This is a genomic window from Alloscardovia omnicolens DSM 21503, from assembly GCF_000420505.1.
Lineage (GTDB): Bacteria > Actinomycetota > Actinomycetes > Actinomycetales > Bifidobacteriaceae > Alloscardovia > Alloscardovia omnicolens.
Genome location: NZ_ATVB01000005.1, coordinates 44,439 through 66,570, shown reverse-complemented (window position 1 = coordinate 66,570; position 22,132 = coordinate 44,439). Strand labels below are relative to the sequence as shown.

At 46.6% G+C, this 22,132-nt stretch carries 13 protein-coding genes; 12 read left to right on the top strand and 1 reads right to left on the bottom strand.

Features of this window, described 5'->3' with window-relative positions; all coding sequences use genetic code 11:
* Positions 1 to 65: 65 nt before the first annotated feature.
* Together G464_RS0103355 and G464_RS09645 are read left to right on the top strand one after the other, a co-directional pair.
* Complete coding sequence (locus tag G464_RS0103355) at positions 66 to 1,136, top strand: serine hydrolase (RefSeq protein WP_022856731.1); 1,071 nt, start codon at positions 66 to 68, stop codon at positions 1,134 to 1,136.
* Between the two features lie 31 nt (positions 1,137 to 1,167).
* Complete coding sequence (locus tag G464_RS09645) at positions 1,168 to 2,106, top strand: M15 family metallopeptidase (RefSeq protein ID WP_022856730.1); 939 nt, start codon at positions 1,168 to 1,170, stop codon at positions 2,104 to 2,106.
* A gap of 80 nt (positions 2,107 to 2,186) precedes the next feature.
* Here G464_RS09645 and G464_RS0103345 read toward each other — a convergent pair whose 3' ends face one another.
* Positions 2,187 to 2,897 (bottom strand): TetR/AcrR family transcriptional regulator, encoded by a 711-nt coding sequence (locus G464_RS0103345; protein ID WP_022856729.1) that lies wholly within the window; start codon positions 2,895 to 2,897, stop codon positions 2,187 to 2,189.
* A gap of 193 nt (positions 2,898 to 3,090) precedes the next feature.
* Here G464_RS0103345 and G464_RS0103340 point away from each other — a divergent pair, with 193 nt between their 5' ends.
* From G464_RS0103340 to G464_RS0103295, 10 genes are all read left to right on the top strand, one after another.
* Entirely contained in the window at positions 3,091 to 4,473 is a 1,383-nt protein-coding gene (locus tag G464_RS0103340; protein WP_244264112.1) for an MFS transporter, read from the top strand.
* Positions 4,474 to 4,486: 13 nt separating this feature from the next.
* Positions 4,487 to 7,240, top strand: a complete 2,754-nt coding sequence (locus G464_RS0103335; RefSeq protein WP_022856727.1) for an alpha-L-rhamnosidase — start codon at positions 4,487 to 4,489, stop codon at positions 7,238 to 7,240.
* A 174-nt stretch (positions 7,241 to 7,414) separates the two neighbouring features.
* On the top strand, positions 7,415 to 8,689 hold the full coding sequence (locus G464_RS0103330; protein ID WP_022856726.1) for an MFS transporter: 1,275 nt from the start codon (positions 7,415 to 7,417) through the stop codon (positions 8,687 to 8,689).
* 50 nt (positions 8,690 to 8,739) lie between these two features.
* The gene (locus G464_RS0103325) at positions 8,740 to 9,456 is read left to right on the top strand and encodes a LytR/AlgR family response regulator transcription factor (RefSeq protein WP_022856725.1); all 717 of its coding nucleotides are present in this window, start codon (positions 8,740 to 8,742) and stop codon (positions 9,454 to 9,456) included.
* A complete protein-coding gene (locus tag G464_RS0103320) occupies positions 9,453 to 10,751 on the top strand; it encodes an ATP-binding protein (RefSeq protein WP_021617739.1) in 1,299 nt (432 codons plus the stop codon). Before G464_RS0103325 ends, G464_RS0103320 begins: the two co-directional genes overlap by 4 nt.
* Before the next feature lie 458 nt (positions 10,752 to 11,209).
* On the top strand, positions 11,210 to 13,810 hold the full coding sequence (locus tag G464_RS0103315; protein ID WP_022856724.1) for a family 78 glycoside hydrolase catalytic domain: 2,601 nt from the start codon (positions 11,210 to 11,212) through the stop codon (positions 13,808 to 13,810).
* Positions 13,811 to 15,475 (top strand): MFS transporter, encoded by a 1,665-nt coding sequence (locus G464_RS0103310; RefSeq protein ID WP_026472576.1) that lies wholly within the window; start codon positions 13,811 to 13,813, stop codon positions 15,473 to 15,475.
* Positions 15,476 to 15,518: 43 nt separating this feature from the next.
* Positions 15,519 to 18,641 carry a glycoside hydrolase family 3 C-terminal domain-containing protein gene (locus G464_RS08705; protein ID WP_080651133.1) on the top strand — a complete coding sequence of 1,041 codons (3,123 nt, stop codon included), beginning with the start codon at positions 15,519 to 15,521 and terminating at the stop codon, positions 18,639 to 18,641.
* Between the two features lies 1 nt (position 18,642).
* On the top strand, positions 18,643 to 19,095 hold the full coding sequence (locus G464_RS0103300; RefSeq protein ID WP_022856723.1) for a hypothetical protein: 453 nt from the start codon (positions 18,643 to 18,645) through the stop codon (positions 19,093 to 19,095).
* A gap of 120 nt (positions 19,096 to 19,215) precedes the next feature.
* Positions 19,216 to 21,774 carry a glycoside hydrolase family 2 TIM barrel-domain containing protein gene (locus G464_RS0103295; RefSeq protein WP_022856722.1) on the top strand — a complete coding sequence of 853 codons (2,559 nt, stop codon included), beginning with the start codon at positions 19,216 to 19,218 and terminating at the stop codon, positions 21,772 to 21,774.
* The last annotated feature ends 358 nt before the right edge of the window (positions 21,775 to 22,132 follow it).

The following is a 22,132-nucleotide window of genomic DNA, read 5'->3' as shown; positions in this document are numbered from 1 at the left end:
TATGATGAAGGCGGGTATATGAGACGAGCGGAGGGTTCTCAAGGGTGACGTGCGTGTTGCACTTAATGAAGAAGTATAAAAATCGTATTATTGCTACTCTTATAGCTCTTGCTGTGATTATTTCTGGTGCGAACTGGGTTATGCGTATAGCTGTTGGAGTGCAACGCACAACCGCACACGTCGCGAGCAGAGCCAGTAAAGCAAGCAGAGCGAAAAAATCCTCCCATACTAGCGATGAATCTCACAGCTTTCTTCGTCAAGCGCGTAACAGCGGTTTATACGATAAAAATACCAATAATCTCGTTATGCAAGCAGTAGTACGCATCGATAGTCTCACGAATAAACATGCTCTTACTTCTTCAGGTTTTAGCTTAAATCAGGAAAAAACTGACGAACTAAATCAGAAAATTGCTGCCATCGAAAGCACCGGTAATAACGTGTCTTTTGTTGTGGTTGATTTAGCATCAGGGAAAACACTCGGATACAAGCAGTCAACCGCAAATTATACGGCTTCTTCTATGAAGGGGCCGGTTATTATGGCTGATTTTGAGCAGGGAGTGCTTAACCCAGCTGCAACAGATGTAGCTACTGCGCAATTGGTGCAAAATGCTATTGTTAATTCCGATAACAACAGTTACCAGCAGTTAATTGACAGTTATGGCGTAGGAGCTTTGCATAACTGGACTGCCGGCGTGAATATTAATACAGAGCTGGGGCGCACGAAGTATTGGTGGATTCCTGTCGCTGATTTAGCCAAAATGTGGGTGCTTGGTTACGATTATCTTTTTGGTACCGACGCCATGCGCGCACAACCAGCGACCAATGCAGAAGCTTTCTATAATGCCGCTTTAACAGATAGCTCTAGGCAATGGTTTGCAGATTATTATACCCATACGCTCAACTCCTTTATTAATCAAGGAGTGGGAGGTACTACCTATACAAAGGCTGGATGGAATGACATCAATGAGTATGTTCTCGCGCAAAACGATGCAGGTATAGTAAAAAGCGACACGGGTGATTACGTGATGGCTGTGATGAGCACAGCCTATGGTCGTTATGATTTACTTTCTGATTTAGCGCATAGTTTAGCCAGCGTTCACGATGAGCAGATGACAGCGAAGACTGTAGTGAAATAAGCAGCGAAGTAGGCAGAGAAGTTCGCAAGATATGAAGAAACGTGCGGAAAAGAGACAGTGGTTAGGCGTTGAACAATTGCCATCGCAGCAACGTGCTACAAGCATTCAGAACATGGTTATTGTGCTCATTGTGGCTATTGTGGCAGGCTGGTCACTGTGGGGAGAACGTGCAGTTCAGCGCATGCGTTCTGATTTTATTACTGCAACGAGTAGTCGTGCTGCGAGTGTGAAACAGCAAGCTGCTGATCGTAAAGCAAATAGTAAAGTAGGCAGTAAATTAAGGAGCAAAGCAAGCGCCCAGTCTGCTGTAGTGAAGAATTCTGATGCTGCTCATAAGTATGGTCCAGGTAAGCATGGTTCAAGCAAAACTAAGCAGACTATTGCAGAAAAATTTGGTGTTACTGCCGATGATTGGCGCTTAGTATTAGTGAACCGCGAGCATCCTCGCGAGGAAATGAATCCACAACTAACGGAGTTGAATAATAGGTGTAGCATCGATTCGCGTGTGGCTGATGAACTGTCTGAATTTCTTCACGCCGCTCAGGAGGTGGATTCAAGCGCTCATTTTATCTCTTGCTATCGCAGTGTGGCTTACCAGACGCAACTGTTTGAGGGGTATGTGAACGATGAACTGGCTGCTCATCCTGATTGGAATCGTGGGCAGGCGGAAACGCAGGTAAAAACATATTCGCAACCAGCAGGGCAATCCGAGCATCAAACTGGATTAGCTGTGGATTTAAGTACGGCTGAAGATATTAATGTGCAAGACCCTGCTCTTGCGCAGCGTATTCAATCTCTAGCTCCTCAGTATGGTTTTATTTTGCGTTTCCTTCGTGGTAAAGAACAATCGACCGGCGTTGATTACGAAGATTGGCATTTCCGCTATGTTGGTCGAGGTATTGCGCAATACATAACCGCCAAAGGTTGGACTTTGGAGGAGTTCCTAGACCATTTGAACGATCCGGTGTAGGAGAGGGTGGGCATTCCTAGATGTGTTGGGGAGTTTTCGCTCCCTTGTTTGCTTTGGCTTTCTCTCGATTTTTCTCGCTCTTAACGACAACCTTCCCATTGTGGTAGTGGGAAGAGATAGTCCTCATATCTTGCCCATTCTTCGATGAAATCAATACTCTCGGGATTCGTTAACCAGCGTCCTTCTAATCCGTACATTGCAGCAAAAGCAAGTAAAAATACAAACTCGCCATCAACACCTTCAGGCACAGCCCACTCATATTGACGGTATTGTTCCTTAAACTTTTGCGGACGCTGAGCAAAATACGCATGGGCAGGGTGTGAAGGAGTGATGGCTTCAGTGTTCAAAATTTCAAAAGCCTTCACCATTTCTGGCTGCTCCACATTTTGCGCAACAACACGGCGTAACACTTCAGGAATACATGCTTTTTCACCGTAGTGCTCGCCATCCTCATTGAACTGAGCTAAATAATTCTGCATAGCATCAAAACGATCGTAATGACGCTCAATAATGGCAATTAAAAGATTTTGTTTATTCTTAATATGATGCAAAACAGCAGTATGTGAAATGCCAATTTCATGTGCAATATCGGGCAGGCTGGTACCAAAATAGCCCTTCTCGCCAATTAAACGTACAGCAACATCAATAATTTCTTCGAAACGCTCTTGAGCGCTTTTGCGCCGACGAGCTGGACGTTCCGCGATTTTCTCTGAATGTGCAGTAATTAGTTCAGAAATGAGCGCGCGCTCACTGGTGGCGTCTGTTTGCGATGATGTTGCAGTATGTGCCATAACATTCCTCCATCGAGCGGCAATCTCTGGTCTTATTCTACATGTGCTGGGGTGCTGTTCTATCGCATACGTACGCATCATTACATACACATGTGTAAGTTGCGTTGCGTAACAATGCCTTGGTAAGTGCATTTCATAAGGATTTATATTTTTCTACTTACAACTTGCAAACATGTAAATTAGTAATTAAGATATGAATCGAGTTCGCGATAACGGTATCGCAGCTGAGAATGTTCAGGCACGCAGACGTGATGAAAGGTATAACATGACACAGGTGTCTCAGACAGAAAGCTCACAAAGCTTAGGTCGCTATAGCTCGCTAGCAGTTGCAGCAGGTATTGGTTCAATGCTTGGTTCCGGTATTATTGTTGGCTTATCGGCAACAATTACTGTGTGGCAAGAAGGTTTACAGTTATCGAATGCTCAAGTAGGCCAGCTTTCAGGTATTATGACCTTCGCTATCGCTTTTGGCTCGCTTATGGGCGGTCGAATTGCCGATAAGATTGGGCGCGTTTTCTTCTTTAACTGGATTAATTTGCTCTATGCCGTTGGAGCGGTTGTATGTATCTTTGCTCAAAACTTCTGGACGTTGCTTGCTGGTTTGATTATTGCCGGATGGGCTTCTGGCGCAGATTTACCAGTATCTATGACGGTGGTTTCGCATGACGCTCCTAATGATTCTCTCGCTGCTCGCTTGGTATCTCTTACTCAGGTATTCTGGCAGTTGGGTGTGTTTATTTCCTTTATTTGCGCCTTCTTGGTTTCTGCACTTTCCGGCGCTACTGGCGGTCGCGTAGTCTTTGCAATTTTGGCGATATTCGCAGTTATTGCTTTTGTATGGCGTGTTACTTCTCCAACCTTTAAGAAGTTTCATGATGAAGCAGACGCTCGTGATGCGCAGATGGGTGTTACTGCGCATGACACTAACGTATCTGTAACAAAGATTCTTTTCGGACGTAACAAGGTTATGCTGCTGAGTTTCTTGGCTGCTATTTTGATTTTCTATGTTGGATGGAATCTCTTAGCAAATACGTGGGGTCAATTCCAAACCTTTATGTTTGCGAAAGCAGATGCAAGTCAGTCTCTTGCTACCGGTTTGGGTATTATTTTGAACTTTATTACTCTTATTCTGAATATAGCCTTTGCTTCGGTTGCAGGTGGTAAGTACCGCAATAAGGCATTTATTGTGGGTATTGTTATTCAGTTGTCTGCAATGATTATTATGGCTTTGGCTGGTACAAACCTCTGGGTTATTGTTGGTGCAACTGCTTTTATGAACTTGGGTAGTCCTTTAGCAGGTGAAGCAATTTATAAGGTATGGACGCAGGAATCTTTCCCTATTGAAATTCGTGCTTCTATTCAGGGTTACATTAACGGTTTCTCTCGCTTGTGTTGCGGTTTATTCGCGCTGATTACTCCTATGCTTGTGGTTCCTGGTGTTATTCAGAAAACCATGTGGGGATTCGCAGGTGTTGTATTTGTGATGAGTTTGGCGGGTCTGTGGATGCTTGGCTTGCAAAAGAAGTATGGCACAGACGAAGAACGTCAATTGCAGGAAATACATGGTGCCAAATAAGGAGAATTCAACGATGAATTCACACAATGACGAAGTAGTTGATACAAAGAATGATTACCTTAGTGGTGAGCGCGTGAGTGGTGCTCAGGTGAATGGGGTGCGGGGAGAGCACTATTGCGGTGGCGAGTACGTTAGTGATGTGCGCGTCAGTGCAGTGCGTGTTGAACATTATTCTGGCGATGTATTGGGCATAGCACACACATCACCACGCTTAAGCTGGGATTACGAGGGAATTCCAACGCAGGGTGATCGGGTGTTGGTCAGTGTAGTAAGAGAAGGTGTGGAAGTTGCTCGAACACAAGATAGTGTGGAGCTTCCAGCACAGTCTCATGTGTTAGTGGATTGGCCTTTTGACCCATTGGCTCCACGAGAGGAAGCGCGCCTGAGTGTGCAATTGGTGGGAAGCGACGCGCAGCCGGCTGCTGTGCGTGTGGAATCAAGTATGGCGGCGTGGGAGCTCAACGCAGATTTTGTGGGCCCTGCGTGGAGTGAGCCGGAGACTGATCATCGCCATTTGCCGTTGGTGCGCACCGAGATTAATGTGTCAGGCAAACCCGTGCGCGCTCGCCTGTATCTGAGTGCTTTAGGGCTTGTAGAAGCGCATATTAATGGACATACTGTGGGTGAGGATGTGTTAAACCCAGGGTGGACGGTGTATCGTGATCGCGTAGAACAGTGGGTCTACGATGTAACTGATATGCTTCATGAGGGAACTAATGCGCTTGGCTTCCTTCTAGGTGATGGCTGGTGGCGTGGACGCCTCGGCTTCGATGGTGGAATTCCTAACGTCTACGGTGATCGCATTGGCGTACAAGCCCAGTTAGAAGTGCGTCTCGATAATGGACAAGTGCTCAAGTTCTACTCAAATGCGTGGGATGAAACCTGGCATGCTACACGCGGTCCAATTGTGCGCTCCGACCTGTATGAAGGCGAAACCTATGATGCTCGTCTTGAGCAAAAGGGATGGGATGAGCCAGGATTCGACGAAACAACAACCCAAGGTACGATTGGACAGTGGGGTTCCGTGGCTGAAGTGGTCTATGATCAGTACAAAGTTAAACCAGCATCGAAAGAAGCTGTACGGGCGCAAGGCGAAAACCGTCCAGTATCGATAAGTAAGCAAGCAGATGGAACGTATCTGTTAGACTTCGGTCAAAACTGCTCGCAACTTATTAATCTGCATATGAAAGGTCTAAAAACTGGCGATGTTGTAGAGCTGAGGCATGCAGAAGTGCTTGATAGCGATGGAAGCTTAGCTACGCGCACCTTACGTCGTGGTCAGCAGCACGATACCTATATTTCTAACGGGCAAGACGCTTGGTGGCAACCTCGTTTTGTGATGCATGGTTTTAGATATGCCACTATTTCTGGTTATCCGGGAGAGCTGACAGCAGACAATCTCGTGTGCAGCGTTTATCACACCACAATGCGTCGCACAGGTTGGTTCAATAGCTCGAACACGCTGCTCAATCGTTTGCACAGCAATGCTCTGTGGTCGATGAAGTCAAATTTCGTTTCTTTGCCAACTGACTGCCCACAGCGCGATGAACGCATGGGCTGGACGGGCGATATTGACCTATTCGCTCCAACTGCATCGTATCTGTATGATGTGCACAATATTTTGGGTAGCTGGCTCACCGATGTGCGCAGTGAGCAGCTCAACTGTGGTACGGTGCCATTCTTTGTTCCATTTGTACCACTGGGTGTGTGGGCTAAACCGGAGGCGATTGCAATTTGGGGTGATGCTGTAGTAGCAGTGCCATGGGCTATTTATATGGATGATGGAGATACGCAGCTGCTTGAACAGTCATGGAATCTTATTCATGACTGGATTGCTGAAGTAGAAGGGTATTTAAGTTCTGACGGAGTGTGGGATCGCAAACCACGTTATCCGCTTGGTCAGTTAGGAGATTGGCTTGACCCAAGTGCTCCTCCAGAAGACCCAACGCAGGCGATTACTCAAAAAGAGCTGGTTGCTACAGCATTCTTTGCTCGTAGTTGCAAGCAGGCCTCATACATTGCTGCCGCACTCGGTAAAGGTGAGGAAGAAGAACATTATGCAAGCTTGTATGAGCGCATCCGCACGGGGTATATTGCTCGTTTTGTGCAGCGCAATGACCACACCGGTTTGCGCATGACTTCTGATACACAGTGTGCTTACGCATTATCGATTGCTTTTGGATTATTCGAGGGTTCTGAACGGCTTGTTGCTGCCGCTGGTGAGCGTTTGGCTAATCTTGTGCGTGAATCAGGCGGTAAAGTAAGCACTGGTTTTGCGGGAACGCCGTATGTTTTGCCTGCTTTATCTGCTACAGGACATATACAGGAAGCGTATTCGTTACTGCTATCTACTCAATGTCCAAGTTGGCTCTATCAAGTGGCTATGGGTGCTACCACCACGTGGGAGCGTTGGGATTCGCTTCTGCCAGATGGGTCCATTAATCCAGGTGGAATGACTAGCTTTAACCATTATGCTCTGGGCTCTGTGGCACAGTGGCTTCACACTGGTATAGGTGGTTTGGAGTCGCTGGAACCGGGATGGAAACGTTTTGCAGTAAATCCGCTTGTTGGAGGTGGTCTTGATCATGCCTCGACCGCACATATAACACCGTTTGGTCAGGCGCGTGTTGATTGGAAGATAAACGATGACGGTTCTGCTGTTGACGTTCATGTGGAGGTGCCATATGGTTCAACAGCCGTTGTTCCTGCCCTTGACGGTAAGGAGCTAACTGCCGGCGAACATAATATAAAGATTAAGTTGAGTTAAGACAGAACAACCCCTCACAATACTGCTGTTGCACACCTGCACAGCAGTATTGTGTTTTTTGTGACGTCTGTTCTGCATTTCGTGCAGTGCACATTGCTGCGCCCGAACCGTGCTCATACTATATGATTCATCTGCAGACAATGATGTATACCGTATACAAGGAGCGCACGTCAGGTGGCTAATACAGCTCGAACTCACAATTACACAGAACTGGCAGTAGCTGCTGGATTAGGTGCTACTTTGGCATCGGGAATTATTGTAGGATTAGCGTCCACAATAACCGTGTGGCAATCTGGCTTAGGCTTAACCGATGCGCAAGTAGGTCTTTTGTCGGGAGTGCTTTCTTTTGCTATTGCAGGCGGGTCAATTGCAGGTGGTCGGATTGCCGATAAAATTGGTCGCGTTGTCTTTTTCAACTGGATTAATGTGCTCTATATGCTGGGCGCTGTCCTGTGCGTATGCGCTACAGATTTTTCGATGCTCATGACCGGTATTATTATTGCCGGCATTGCTTCTGGTGCTGAGGTTCCTGTTGCTATTACTGTGCTGTCTTTCGATGCGCCCGATGCTGCCACCAGTTCGCGTTTGATTTCCACAAGTCAAGTATTCTGGCAAGCAGGCATGTTTGTAGCCTATAGCGCAGCCTTTGCAGTCTCAAAACTTGCCGGCGCAATAGGTGGACGTATTGTTTTCGCTGTTTTCGCAGTCCTAGGCATCATAACCACACTGTGGCGTTTACTTTCTCCTGGTTTACGTGCTGTTCATGAGCAAGCTCAGCAGAGGCATCATCTCTTATCAGCAGATGGAAGTAATAATCAAAAAGTTTCTATGCTCTCGCTTTTTAGCGGAGAACATAGAAAAGCGCTGACGGGCTTTCTCGTAACCATCACAGTGTTCTATATTATGTGGAACTTGCTGGCGAATACATGGGGTCAGTTCCAAACCTATATTTCCGCGCAATCAGGTGCCTCACAAAGCCTCGCCACAGCTTTGGGAATCGGGTTGAACCTCATTACTCTCGTGCTCAATATTGTTTTCGCCACTGTAGCGGGAGGACGTCATCGTAATACGGCTTTTGCTGTTGGTCTAGTTCTCACGTTTACCTCCATTATTATTATGGCTCTGGCTGGTTCTAACCTGGGAATTATTGTGTCTGCCACAGCTTTGCTTTACGCGGGTATTCCTTTGGCAGGAGAAGCTATCTATAAAGTGTGGACGCAGGAGTCTTTTCCTGTGAGCATTCGTGCGACGGTTCAAGGATATATTAACGGTGTTTCTCGTCTTATCTGCGGCTTATTTGCGCTCGTAACACCTGCTTTGGTGTCACCAGAGACTTTGACATATACCATGTGGGGGTTTGCTGGAGTTGTTATTGTAGAAGCAATAGCAGGTTGTGCAATGATTGCTTTACAGCAGCGTTACGGAACGGATGAGATGAGGCAATCCTAAGCTTAGCGAAGACTAGCCTGCGCGAAGAGATACGAGGTGAGGTGGCGACGATGCTGAATATTGCCCTAGTAGAAGACGACGATAAGGCAGCAGATACCTTATCGAAGTTTCTCGACGCCTTTTCGAACACACATGACACGCAATTTAAAATAATTCGTTTTACTGATCCCACGATTTTGCTCGACGACTACAAACCCGTGTGGGATATTGTTTTCATGGATATTGAAATGCCAAATATGAATGGCATGGATGCAGCTTATTCTTTGCGTCGCCTCGACCAGAAAGCAGTGCTGATTTTTGTAACCAATATGGCGCAGTTCGCTGCAAAAGGCTACGAAGTTAATGCTCTTGACTACATTATTAAGCCGTACATATACCCAGATTTTGAGCGTAAAATGCAACGCGCTGTTGCAGTATGTGCAAAAGCCGACGATTCCATTGTTATTACTTTCCGCGGCAGCGGTGTGCGTGTGCGTGTGAGCGATATTGAATATATTGAAGTGCGCGGTCATAATGTGCACTACCACACGGAGTTGGGCATTTTAACAAGCGCAGGAAGTTTGCAGAAAGTCCAAGAGCTGCTCGAGCCTAAAGGCTTTTTGCGCTGCTCGAAAGCGTTTTTGGTTAATCCTCATCACGTGATGAACATCAGCAGCGCGCAGTTGCGCGTGAGCAGTGGCGATCGTGTGCCTATAGGTCGTGCGTATCATAAGGCTTTTATGCAGGGTTTCGCTGCAGCCATGGGTAACGAGGGGATGATGCTATGATTTTCTTCCGCGAAACTGGTTTTATGTTAGAACTGCTCGCCACAGCTGCTGTGTGTAGCGCTCATATGAGCAAACGTAATAATGTATTGGTTCGAGCGCTGGCAAGTCTTATCGTATTCAGTAGTATTGCTTGGGCTTGGAGCAGCCTTCTTACTCCTCCTGTCGTATGGGCAGTTATCGCTCGATCTCTCGTTTTTTATGCACTGTGCTATCTGGCAGTATGGTTCTGTGTGGAGCTCACATGGAAGCAAGCGCTTTTTATTACTGCAGGAACCGTAGCTTTACAACATGCATGTTATAGTTGCGCTCAAATAGTTCAGATTGGTTTTCCTATACTTAACTCCGAGGGAACAGCCAGTATTTTGTATAACCAATGGTATGCGTATCCGCTGTTATTCTGTGCGTTTTTAGCATGCGGATATTTTCTGTTCGCTCAGCCACTGCATGGGCGCCTACCTGAACATATTGCTAATAGTTTTATTCTTGTTGCTGTTGGTATTATGCTGTGCGTTACTGTATTTTCTACTTTATTTGATGAGTTTATCGCTCACACACGCATTGCAAATAACGCTTATTTTATGTTCGTTCTCACACGTTTAGTCACGTGTATTTTTCTGCTTGTTTTACTGCGCGAAATTACTGAACGCGAAACCGCGCAACGCGATAATGAGTTTCTTTCCCAACTGCTCAATCAGCAACGTCAAAAATTTGAAAGCGATAAAGAAACAATTAATCTCATCAATATAAAAACGCATGACTTAAAAAAGCAGCTGACTGTTTTAGAAGGTCGCGTAACTCAAGAAGAAATTAACGATCTGAAAGATTTAGTGAGCATTTATGATTCCTCGTTGCGCACAGGAAACGAAACGCTTGACGTGCTGTTAGCGCATAAATCATTAATCTGCGAACAGCGCAGTATTCTTTTTGACCGTATGATTGACGGCTCTCATCTATCTTTTATGAAGCCAGCAGATATTTACTCGCTTTTCGGCAATGCTATTGATAACGCGATGGAAGCAACCGTACAGATTGAGGACGAACAGCAGCGCTATATTCGCATGAAAGTGCAAGAAGCGCGCGGTATGATTATTATTCACGTAGAAAACTCGTGCGCGCGTATGCCTCGCTTTGTACGCGGACTGCCGCAAACGAGTAAAAAAGATAAGCGGTATCACGGCTTCGGTGTGAAATCTATGCAACTGGTCACTCAACGCTATGGAGGTGTGATGACCATGAACGCGCAGGACAAGGTTTTTAGCTTGAATATTATGATTCCGCTGCGCCGGGAAGGGTAGGGCTTCCGAGAGGGTAGTTGGGGTTCTTGGGATTTTAGCTGTGGGTTTGGTTTGATTTATTTGATCATTCTTGTGCGGCAGTCCGGAGCGCTTAGGTGGATGGTTTGTGAAACCTGATTTGGTATAGCGTTTCATGATTCACGCACGGATGAGGATTCCAATCACTCTTAAGAGTGCGCGTGAGCATTATTAGCATTGCACGCTAGCAACTTCTACGTACTTACGAGCGAGAATTGAGAGGGGTTTTCGAGCGTACGCATTGTCAGCGTTCCGCGCTCACAACCTCCACACACCTACAACCTACAACCTACAAAACCCCGGTAAATCGAACGAACCCATATACTTCTCCATGCATTTTATGACGCTCAAAATGCATTTCATGCAGACCCGCTCGCTTCCCTATCCGCGAACTTTTAGATTAGAGATATCACAGAGAGTTCAAAGGCGAAAGGGAAGCTGTGTTAGGCGTAGAACATCTCACCGTAGAAAACAGGGAAGCGGGATGCGTTACAGACGAACATCATCCCCGTATATCTTTTGCCGTAACCAGTGATTTAGCAGAGACCAGCCTGCAAGAAGCACGTGTGCGCATAGCAGATTGGGAAACAACAACCACTAATCAGGTTGCTCTCGCCTACGCTGGCGCTGGACTGCAGGCTTTTACTCAATATCCTGTAGACGTTGAGATACGCGATAATTACGGTCGCACAGCCAGCGCTCATACCACTTTCGAAACGGGCCGCCTCGATACTCCATGGCAAGCGCAATGGATTAGCGATGGCAGCTACCGTTTTACTGAGAAAAAAGTATCGCCTCGTCCAATGGTTTTCTATCGCGTTGTACGTCCAACAGCAGGTAAAACAATTGCTCGCGCTCGCCTTTATGCAACAGCAATGGGTTTGTATGATTTTACGATTAACGGTGAGCGTGTGTCTGAATATTATTTTGCGCCTGGCTTCACTTCGTATAAAACGAATCTGCAGTATCAAACCTATGACGTAACGGATTATTTACGCCAGTCGAATGAAGCTCGTTTAGAAGCTACAGTTACGGGCGGATGGGCTGTGGGTTCTTTCGTTTTTACACGCAAGAACCGTGTGAGCGCACAACGTCAGGCTTTGCTTGCTGAGCTGCGCATCGATTACTCTGATGGCAGCACAGATATTATTGGAACAGATAGCTCATGGCAAGTGACGATAGATTCACCTGTTCGTTCGGCAGACCTCTATGATGGCGAAGTGTATGATGCGCGCGTTCAGCTCGATGCAGCGTCATGGCGTGCGGCGAGTATAGAAAAACTGCGTATTCATCCACAGATTCGCGCTGACTATTCTGCACGTGTGTGCGAGCATGAGGTTTTTGAGCCACAGTTCGTGAAGCGCAGCGATAACGGCGAACTGATTTATGATTTTGGCCAGAACTTTGCGGGTATTGTACGTTTCAGTGTGCGCGATGCACGCGAAGGTCAAGTTATTACCGTCAAGCATGCGGAAATATTGAACCCAGATGGATCGTTAAACACGACCTTTTTGCGCACTGCAAAAGCTCAGATTGTATACACCTGTGCAGCAGGAGAGCAAAGCTATGCACCGCGCTTTACTTACATGGGATTTCGCTATATTAGCGTAAGCGGTATTGATGCTGATGTTTTTGATGTACAAGGCATAGCATTGTATTCCGAGATGGAAGAAATTGGATCTTTTGCATGCTCCAATAACGCGTTGAACCAGCTGCATAGCAATATTATGTGGGGCTCGAAGTCCAATCTTGTGGATATTCCTACTGATTGCCCTCAGCGTGATGAACGTATGGGATGGACGGGAGATATTGCCGTTTTTGCTCCAACAGCCTGCTTTAACTTTGATATGAGCCGTTTTCTCGATAAATGGCTGCGCGATGTGAAAGCAGAACAAACTCGCGGTGGAGGTATTCCTAATACTGTGCCTGTGCAAGGCTACGGTTTCCCAGCAACGATGCCGCAAATGGCTATTGATTGGTGGGGTGACGCTTGCGTGCTCGTGCCATGGGCACTCTACCAATCTCGTGGAGATAAAGAGATTTTGCGCTCTATGTATGCCACTATGAAGAAGTATGTGAAAGCATGCTTGTTCTGGGCTAGTCTATGGGGTCGCGGAGATAAACGCTATATTTGGAACACTCCATCCGTTCTCCATTTTGGAGATTGGGTTGCTCCAGACGTTCCTCAGATGAGTCAGTGGCAAGCACGCTCTCCATGGACTGCTACTGCAAGCCTAAATAATACAGCGCGCACCTTAGCTCGTGTTGCTGAAGTTCTGGGTAACGATGAAGATGCTGCACAGTATCACGCTTTAGCAGATCGTGTAGCTCAAGCCTATATTAATGTTTTTACTGACGGTCAAGGCAAGCTCATTAATGAGTTTCAAACTGCCTACGTGCTGCCGCTTTATTTAGGTATGTTCCCTGAAAATCAGCGCTTAGCAGCAGTAAGTAATTTTGCGCGCTTAGTAGAGTCAAACGATTATAAGATTGGCACAGGTTTCCCAGGAACACCATATATTTTGTTTGCTCTCGCCGATAACGGACGACCTGATGTAGCTTATTCCATGCTGCTTAATGATGCTTGCCCAAGCTGGCTCTATGAAGTCAAGCAAGGTGCAACAACTATTTGGGAGCGTTGGGACGGTCTCGATGAAAACGGCGAATGTCCGATTGGTGACGACGGTACGGATATTATGATTTCCTACAATCACTATGCATCGGGTGCTGTGGGAGCATTTCTGTATTCGCGCGTAGCAGGTTTGGAAGCAACCAGCGCAGCATATAAGACCTTCCGCGTTCAACCTATTGTTGGTGGCGGCTTAACATGGGCGAAAGCTAGAACGCGCACGCCATATGGTGTGGTCAGCAGCTCCTGGACTCTCGATTCTAACGGCACTTTTGTTTTAACCGTGGACGTTCCCGTCAGCACTCGTGCTGAGGTGGTGCTTCCTGATGGCAGTGTGCATGAGGTGAGCAATGGTGCGCACACCTTCACGTCTACTCTTACCGCTAACTCGAACATGGAGGTTCGCGCTTAAATGTTTAACTCACCCGTATTAAAAACGCGCATTACATCGGCGAATGTTAAAGCGCCAGAAATGCTTTTAGGCTATTTCGTGGGGCCTTTTATGGCGTTTATCTCGAACGCAATTTTTGGTTCGTATCTAAACCGTTATTATTCCGATGTTTTGGGATGGACAGATAGCTCTAAGTTCGGTATTTTCTCGACCGTGCTGCCGATGGTATCGGTTATTTTTGTGATTGCTGGAAACCTCGTTGTGGGACGCTTGATTGATAATACGCGCACTCAGCAGGGTAAGGCTCGTCCTTATATGTTCTTATCCACTCCTTTCGTTGTGGTAGCTATTGCGTTACTATTCCTCACTCCAACAGGAAGCTCTCCTGCTGTGCAGATGGTATGGATAGCTGTGAGCTATAACATGTATTACGCTGTGGCTTATCCACTGTTCTACACTGCACACAGCTCCATGGTGGCTTTGTCTACGCGTAACTCGAATCAACGTGGAGTTCTGGCAACCATGTCGAATGCTGCGGGTGTGGCTGCTATTGGTGTGGCTGCGAGCATTGTTGTGCCTATTGTGCTGCAAAGCTACCTCTTCGTCGATGGCGGAGCCGGTCGCATTGATACAGCTGCCAGCTACAACAACTGGCGCGTAGCCATGATTGTGCTGTGCATCCTCACCGCTGTAGGTATTGTGCTCGAATACTACTTCACTCGTGAGCGCATTACCGAAGAAAATATGAAGCTCAATATCGTCGAAGAAAAGCTCTCCATGGCTAAGCAGGCCAAGGTGTGCATGAGCAACGGTTACTGGTGGATTATTATTTTGTATTTCCTCCTCTTCCAGCTTTCCGGCATGGTGAAAAACGGTTCTATGAGCTATTACACGCGCTGGATGTTTGATGGCGTGAACACGGAAGCTGCAGCAGGAGCAGCCATGTCTACTCTGGGCTTAATTGGCGGTATTCCAACAGCTATCGGCATGTTGCTGGCATGGCCAATTGCTCATAAATTGGGCAAGCGCAATGCTGTTGCTGGCGGTATGGTTTTAGCTGTGCTGGGCGGTGCAGTCAGCCTTCTTAATGTGCATAGTCTACCGATTGTGGTTATTGGTGTTGTTCTCAAAGGCGTGGGATCTATTCCTGCAATGTATGTGACTTTGGCTTTGCTTTCCGACGTTCTCGATCATTTAGAAGCAAAAAACGGTTTCCGCTCAGATGGCTTTACTATGAGCGTGTACGGCGCCATCATGGTGGGCATGACCGGTCTAGGAAACGGTTTAATCAACGCTTTATTGTCTGCAGCAGGATATAATCCGCTGGCTACTGCGCAAAACGGTATGGTACAGACCGTGCTTGCCGGATGCTATATCTGTTCGGAACTGATCTGCTATTCCATCATCATTATTCTGATGCTCTTCCTTAACGTAGAAAAGCATATGGAAGAAGATCATGCCATTATCGTCGAACATCAAAAAGCTGCAGTTTTGGCAGCAGGCGGCGAATGGATAGAGCCGGAAGAACGTTTACGTCTCGAACAGGAAGAAGCTGAGCGAGAAGCTGAACAAGCTCGTCTTGTCGACTTACGTGCAAAATGCGCTAAGAAGGGGCTGAACTTCGAGGAAGAAGAAGCAGCGTATCAAGCTAAGCTCGCGGCTCGCGTATCTAAGAAAAAGGTTTGAAATCTTAGGTTGGTCTAAGGTTTCCTCAAGAAGGAGAAATTCAATGAAGAAAGGTACACCAACGAGGGTGTGGAGAGGTGCAACCACAGTATTTGCTGCAGGTCTTGCATTATCTCTTACTGCTACGAGTGCAATTAATGGATTCAAAACCGATATTAATAAGTTCCTCGGCACGCATAGCACAGAATGGGTGTCGGATTCCAAGGTAGATGCAGATAAAACATACACCTATAAGTCGGATTATACGAGCACAAAGCAGCTTGTTCAGGCAGCTCAAGATCTTGGCGAACGTATGAGTGAAGAGGGTTCCGTGCTTATGAAGAACAACGGTGCTCTTCCTCTATCTCAAGCAGAAACGCAGAAAGTATCACTTCTGGGCTTCTCCAGCTACTATCCAGTACAGGGCGGCGATATGGGTTCGTCTCTGTCTATGAATCAGGGAACGGATGCGGATACCGTTGATTTCGTGCAGGCTTTGAAAGCTAAGGGCTTTAAGATTAATGAAACTGCGGAAAAACTGTATACCGGTATGAAGAATCAGTTCAGCACAGAGATTAATAACTTCGGTCATGTTTCTCAGGTGACACGTATTACTGCTCCGATGATTGGAGATACCTTTAGTAATAAAGAACCGTCTCAGCAGGCTCTAGAGAAGGCTAATCCTTCGTGGAAAGATTCGCTCAACGATAACAACGTTATGATTGTGACGGTTGCTCGTGCGTCTGGTGAGAACCGTAACTATACGCCGGGTGGAGCAGGTGTGAACGAGAAAGATAAGCTGAATCAGACTGATCCTCTCGGTTTGAACGATAACGAACGTGCGCTGATTGATGCTGCAGTTTCTGCAAAGAAAGCTAGTGGCGGTAAGGTTATTGTTCTCGTAAACTCCGCTAATACTATGCAGCTGCAGGAAGTAAAAGATAATGATGGCGTTGATGCCATTATGCAGATTGGTTTGCCAGGAGCTTATGGTTTCTACGGTATTGCTGATTTGCTTTCCGGTGCAGCAAATCCATCGGCTCATTTAGCTGATACGTGGGTAAGTAATAATCAAAGCTCTCCAGCAGCAGTAAACTACGGGGATTACCAGTGGAAGAATGCTGATGCTAAGCATATGATTAATTCCGAGCTGGTACAGGCAGAAGGTATTTATACGGGCTATAAGTATTACGAAACCCGTTATGCAGATGCTGTAGCAGGTGAGGGTAATGCAAATTCTTCTGCGGGTGCAACTGTTGGTGATTCGTGGGATTACAATGCTGAGGTTACGTACCCATTCGGTTATGGTTTGAGCTATACCAGCTTTAGTCAAAAACTTGATTCTGTTTCGGTAGATTTAGAGAAGAAAACCGTAACCGCTCAGGTAACTGTGACTAATACTGGTACACGTGCTGGTAAAGATGTAGCTCAACTGTATGTATCAGCTCCATACACTGATTACGATAAGGAACACGGTGTAGAAAAGCCGGCAGTACAATTACTTGATTTTGAAAAGACCGACGAACTTGCTCCAGGTGCTTCTCAAACTGTGACGATTACTGCTGACGCACAATATATGGCTAGCTGGGATTCAACGGCTAAGAACGCTAAAGGAACAAAGGGTACATACATTCTTGACGCAGGAGATTACCGCTTCTCTGTAGGAAATGATGCACATGCTGCTGTTAATAATGTGCTGAATAATAATGCAAATGAAACAGCAACGTGGACTTTGGATAAGCTCGACACCACCACTTTCGCTACCACCAAGAGTGGTACGAAGGTAGAAAATCAGCTCGAAGATGCTGATTTGAACAAGTGGATACCAGATACAGTCACCTATTTGTCTCGCTCTGACTGGAAGGGCACCTGGCCAAAGGTGTACAAGGATCTGACTGCTACCGAAGACATGCTTAAGGGCGGTCTGACTAATGATACGTATCAGATTAATGCAAACACCAAGGAGAAGGCCACTACATGGGGTGCATCGGGCAATCTCACTTTGGCTCAGTTTAAGGGTGTGAAGAGTCCAGAAGATAAGGACTTCCAGAAGCTCATGAATCAGATGACCTTATCTGAAGCCATGATTCGTACAGCTTTTGGCGGAACATCAACTAAGCCAGTGGTATCTATTAGCTCTCCAGAGGCTGTGCAGAATGATGGTCCTAACGGTTTCGCATCCTACACTCTGGGACAATATGCCAATGAGGATAAGTCCACTGGAGATCCTTATGCTATTGATGCCAACGATAAGAATGCAAATTACTCCATGGGTATTATGGCTAATGAATCGATTATTGGTCAAACCTTCAGCAAGCAGTTGGCAGCTGAGTGGGGTAAGCTCCTAGGTAACTACTCAATTTGGGCTAATACCACAATTTTGTGGGGCTTGGGCACTGATTTGCATCGTAATGCATACAATGCTCGAAACCATGAATACTATTCCGAAGATCCAATTCTCACTGCACAAATGGTAACTGCTACAGTAAAGCCAAGCCGCGCCTACGGTGTTATTTTGGCTGGCAAGCACTATGCCTTTAACGATACAGAAATTAACCGTATTGGTATTGCTGTGTTTATGACGGAGCAGAAAGCTCGTGAAGGCGAGTTGCGCGCTTCTCAGAAGGGCGTGGAAGATGGAGACATCCTGGGTATGATGACTGGCTACAACCGTATTGGTGTACGCACTACTAATGCTCACACCGGTTTGATGATGAATATCTTGCGTAACGAGTGGGGATTCAAGGGACTGGTATCTCAGGACTTCATTATGGATAGTGAATACAAGAACCTGCGTCAATCTGCAATTAACGGTGTAACGATGACAACATCTACAGGCGATGATTCCATTGCAGCCGTCAAGAAAATTTGGTCATATTGGAACGACAAAGATGTGGCAAAGGATTCTGTAATGTCTGCTGCATTAAAGCGCAACATGATTTGGCAGTACTACGCTATTGCGAACTCCAACGCTATGGACGGGTTAAATACCACATCACGCCTGAAGCGAGTGAACACATGGTACGACAATGTGTTGTTAGCAACCAGTATCGTCTCTGGTGTGCTGACCGCAGCAGCAGTCGTGATGTACATGCTGAGCCGTCGCAAGTTTGCGGTAACTCGGACACGTGAAACTCATATCGCACAGAATGTACAGAACACACAGAATGCACAGAAGGGAAACTAAGATGAAGGCTCTGAAGAATTTATCTCTCGGTTTTTATGTGGGAGTGCTTGCCTTTATCGTTGAGGTAGTGGCATTGGTCTTCTACTTCATTAATCAAGGCACAGTTACTTTTGGAAACTTGCCACTGAACATGGTAACCGTTGTGGGTGGAGTTATTGCGCTGGCTGTGCAACTTATTATCTTGGTGCTCGGACAGCTACGTGCATCTAACGGCACAGCTTTAGGCGTGCTGTTAGACCTCGCATACGTTGTAGAAGCAGTTCTTATCGTATGGGGAGCCACAGTGTTCTTTGCCGATCGCATTAACCTGTTCTCTTCGGTTATGACCTTTAACCGTAATGCTCAAAGCATTGCCGATATGAACAGTGCCTTATATGGTATTGCTGCTATGTTTGCAGCCGCAGTTCTGGTCATTATTAGCTCGTTTATGCGAGTGAGCAAGAATCAGGAATAGAAACCATATAGAAGAAATCATATGTAAAAATCAGATGGCGAGTCTGGTTGAATAGTCAGACTCGCCACACCTGAGTAAATCTCTTTGAATCTCTTTGAATCTCTTTGAACGGAGTGTGCCGTGCGCGCAACAACTTTTAACGAGGGCTGGTCATATCGCCGTTTTAATGCCGAAATGGGATACCCAGACGACGCAGATTTTACTGCGGTAAGCATTCCTCACGATGCTATGTTGCATGAAAAGCGCTCGCAGCTTGCGTCCTCAGGAACGAACGGTAGTTGGTTTGAGGGTGCGGACTATGAGTACGTGAAGCATTTTGCAGTATCTGAGGATGCGCCAGCCGTGCAATGGCTTGAATTCGAAGGTGTTTACCATAATGCAGAAGTCTGGTTGAATGGCGAAAAACTCGCGTTTAGACCATACGGATACACGAATTTTTATGTGGATATTTCTTCGCATGTTAAGCGCAGGCCTGGTGCAGGGGAGCCTTTGAACGAGTCTTTGAATGAGTCTTTGAATGAGTCTTTGAACGAGCTGCGCGTTATTGCTCGCAATGTAGATCAACCTAACTCACGTTGGTATTCCGGAGCAGGTATTTACCGTCCTGTGCAGTTGTGGACGGCTGAATCTGCTGAACATATTGTGCACAATGGCGTAACAGTGCGCACAGTTTCTGTGGACGGTCAGCGTGCGCGCCTCTGGGTGCAGGTGGACGCTACGGCTGCTGGCACTGCTACCATATCTATCCCCCAGATGGGGGATAGCACTCAAAGCGACAATGCACAAGACAACAATAGTGTAGTCACGCACTCACTGCGAGTTGAAGCTCAGACAGATGCATCTGCGCAGAGTAGTATCGCGCAAGGTAGCATTGAATTCGATGTAGAGGGCGTGCAATTGTGGAGCTTGGATAATCCGCATGTCTATGAGATGCACGTGGATTATGTCAGTGACAACGGCTCTCAAGATCAGGTCACCACAACTTTTGGCGTGCGCACAATTTCATGGGGGGATGAAGGCTTCCTGCTCAACGGTAAGCGCGTTATTATTCAAGGCGCGTGCATTCACCACGATAATGGAGTTTTAGGTGCGGCAACGTATGCGCAAGCTGAGGGGCGTCGTGTGCGCCTTATGAAGGAGGCGGGATATAACGCTATCCGTTCAGCGCATAACCCTATATCTAAAGCGTTACTTGATGCCTGCGATAAGCTAGGCGTGCTCGTGATGGACGAATACATTGATCACTGGTATATTCACAAAACTCAGCATGATTATGTAGATTATTTTGATCAGTGGTGGCAGCAAGATCTGCGCGATATGGTGGAGAAAGATAAGAACCACCCAAGCGTGATTATGTATTCCACAGGTAATGAAGTTGCTGAGACTGCGCAAAAGCGCGGTATTGAGTTGACTGCACAGATGACTGAGTTCCTGCACTCGCTTGATAACACTCGTCCGGTTACCTGCGGTATTAATATTTTCTTCAACTTCCTCAACAAGATTGGCTTTGGGCAGTACTCTGATGAGAAAGCCGCGAAAGAAGCTGAAGAAGCTGCACGCCGTAAGGCTGCGGGCGAGGGTGAAGCCGTGAAGCATAAGGCGAGCGGTAGTGAATTCTTTAATAACTTAGCAGGTATTATGGGCGCTGATTTTATGAAAATTGGTGCTTCACTTCCGCCGTGCGATTGGGTGACGCGCGATGCTTTTGCTGCTATGGATATTGCTGGGTATAACTACGGTATTAATAGATATAGGCATGATTTGAAGAAGTATGAGCATCGCTTGATTTTAGGATCGGAAACTTTCTGTAACGATGCGTATAAGTTCCGTGAGCTTGCCAAAAAAGAGCCTCGACTTATTGGCGATTTTGTGTGGGCTGGGATGGATTACCTCGGAGAAACCGGTGTGGGCGGATGGGAATATGCCGATTATGCGCCACGCGAGCAGAAGTGTGGATGGTTGACGGCAGGTTCGGGGCGTGTTGATTTAATAGGAAACTTCTTAGGCGAAGCTTATTACACGCGCGTAGCTTTGGAGTCTGCGGGAGATCAAGGTCCATATATTGCGGTGGTTCCGGTGAATCATACGCATGATAAGCATTCGCCGAGCGCGTGGAAAATGAGTAACGCTATTGCCTCGTGGAGCTGGAACGGATGTGAAGGTGAAGATGCTCGCGTGGAAGTGTACGCACGTGCAGCTTCCGTAGCTTTGCTGGTTAATGGTGTGGAAGTTGGTCGCAAAAAGATGTGCGGCGATTGCATTGCACGATTTAATACGACGTGGCAGCCTGGCGTGGTGGAAGCTGTATCGTATGACGCTTCAGGTAAGGAAATTGGTCGTTATGCTTTACGTTCAGCAGGAGAGACAACACGTTTGACTGCTTCGTGCGAGCCAGAATCCGAAAATTCGCGCGTGAAATTTATTCATGTAGATTACACGGATAATGCTGGTGAAGTCAAACCTCTTGAACGCGGGCAGTTATCTGCCAGCGTTGAGGGTAAAGGTGTGCGATTGCTTGGTTTTGGCTGTGCTTCGCCGTATAACGAGGCGTCTTTTGTTAGCGGTGAGTCAGGAACATACTATGGTCGAGCTTTGGCTGTAGTAGAAGTGCCTGAAGATGCTACGGGACGCTTGATTGTGCGCGATAATCATGGGCGAACAGCCCAGCTGGATCTGTAAGCGAAGATGCTTCCCTGTTGAATGCATGTTCGTGCGATAGAGTTTCTGAGACTTCAGAAAATTTGTAGCTGATACTGCTGTAGGAATATAACCTCGCTGGTTACTTATTAGTTCCAGCGAGGTTTCCTTTTGCTTGGTTGCGTTTATTCTTGTGGCTGTGGTTGAAATGCTATGAGTCCCGATACGTTGCATGCATCATGACTGACAGCATTAACAGCGCAGAGAAGCTATAACATTGCTCCCACAACCCATAAGACCGCTTCGCGATGAGGCGAAACGGTCTTATAAGAAGAGAGAAAGAGAAGAAGAGGATTTAGTTTTCTTGGGGGAAGAACTTGCTGGGTAGTCTTCCTTGCGA

Excerpts from the sequence above, each read along its gene's own strand:
- G464_RS0103355 (WP_022856731.1), top strand. The coding sequence starts at position 66 with ATGAAGAAGTATAAAAATCGTATTATTGCTACTCTTATAGCTCTTGCT.
- G464_RS0103340 (WP_244264112.1), top strand. The coding sequence starts at position 3,091 with ATGAATCGAGTTCGCGATAACGGTATCGCAGCTGAGAATGTTCAGGCA.
- G464_RS0103300 (WP_022856723.1), top strand. The coding sequence starts at position 18,643 with ATGAAGGCTCTGAAGAATTTATCTCTCGGTTTTTATGTGGGAGTGCTT.
- G464_RS0103345 (WP_022856729.1), bottom strand. The coding sequence starts at position 2,897 with ATGGCACATACTGCAACATCATCGCAAACAGACGCCACCAGTGAGCGC.
- G464_RS0103310 (WP_026472576.1), top strand. The coding sequence starts at position 13,811 with ATGTTTAACTCACCCGTATTAAAAACGCGCATTACATCGGCGAATGTT.
- G464_RS09645 (WP_022856730.1), top strand. The coding sequence starts at position 1,168 with ATGAAGAAACGTGCGGAAAAGAGACAGTGGTTAGGCGTTGAACAATTG.
- G464_RS0103325 (WP_022856725.1), top strand. The coding sequence starts at position 8,740 with ATGCTGAATATTGCCCTAGTAGAAGACGACGATAAGGCAGCAGATACC.
- G464_RS0103320 (WP_021617739.1), top strand. The coding sequence starts at position 9,453 with ATGATTTTCTTCCGCGAAACTGGTTTTATGTTAGAACTGCTCGCCACA.
- G464_RS0103335 (WP_022856727.1), top strand. The coding sequence starts at position 4,487 with ATGAATTCACACAATGACGAAGTAGTTGATACAAAGAATGATTACCTT.
- G464_RS08705 (WP_080651133.1), top strand. The coding sequence starts at position 15,519 with ATGAAGAAAGGTACACCAACGAGGGTGTGGAGAGGTGCAACCACAGTA.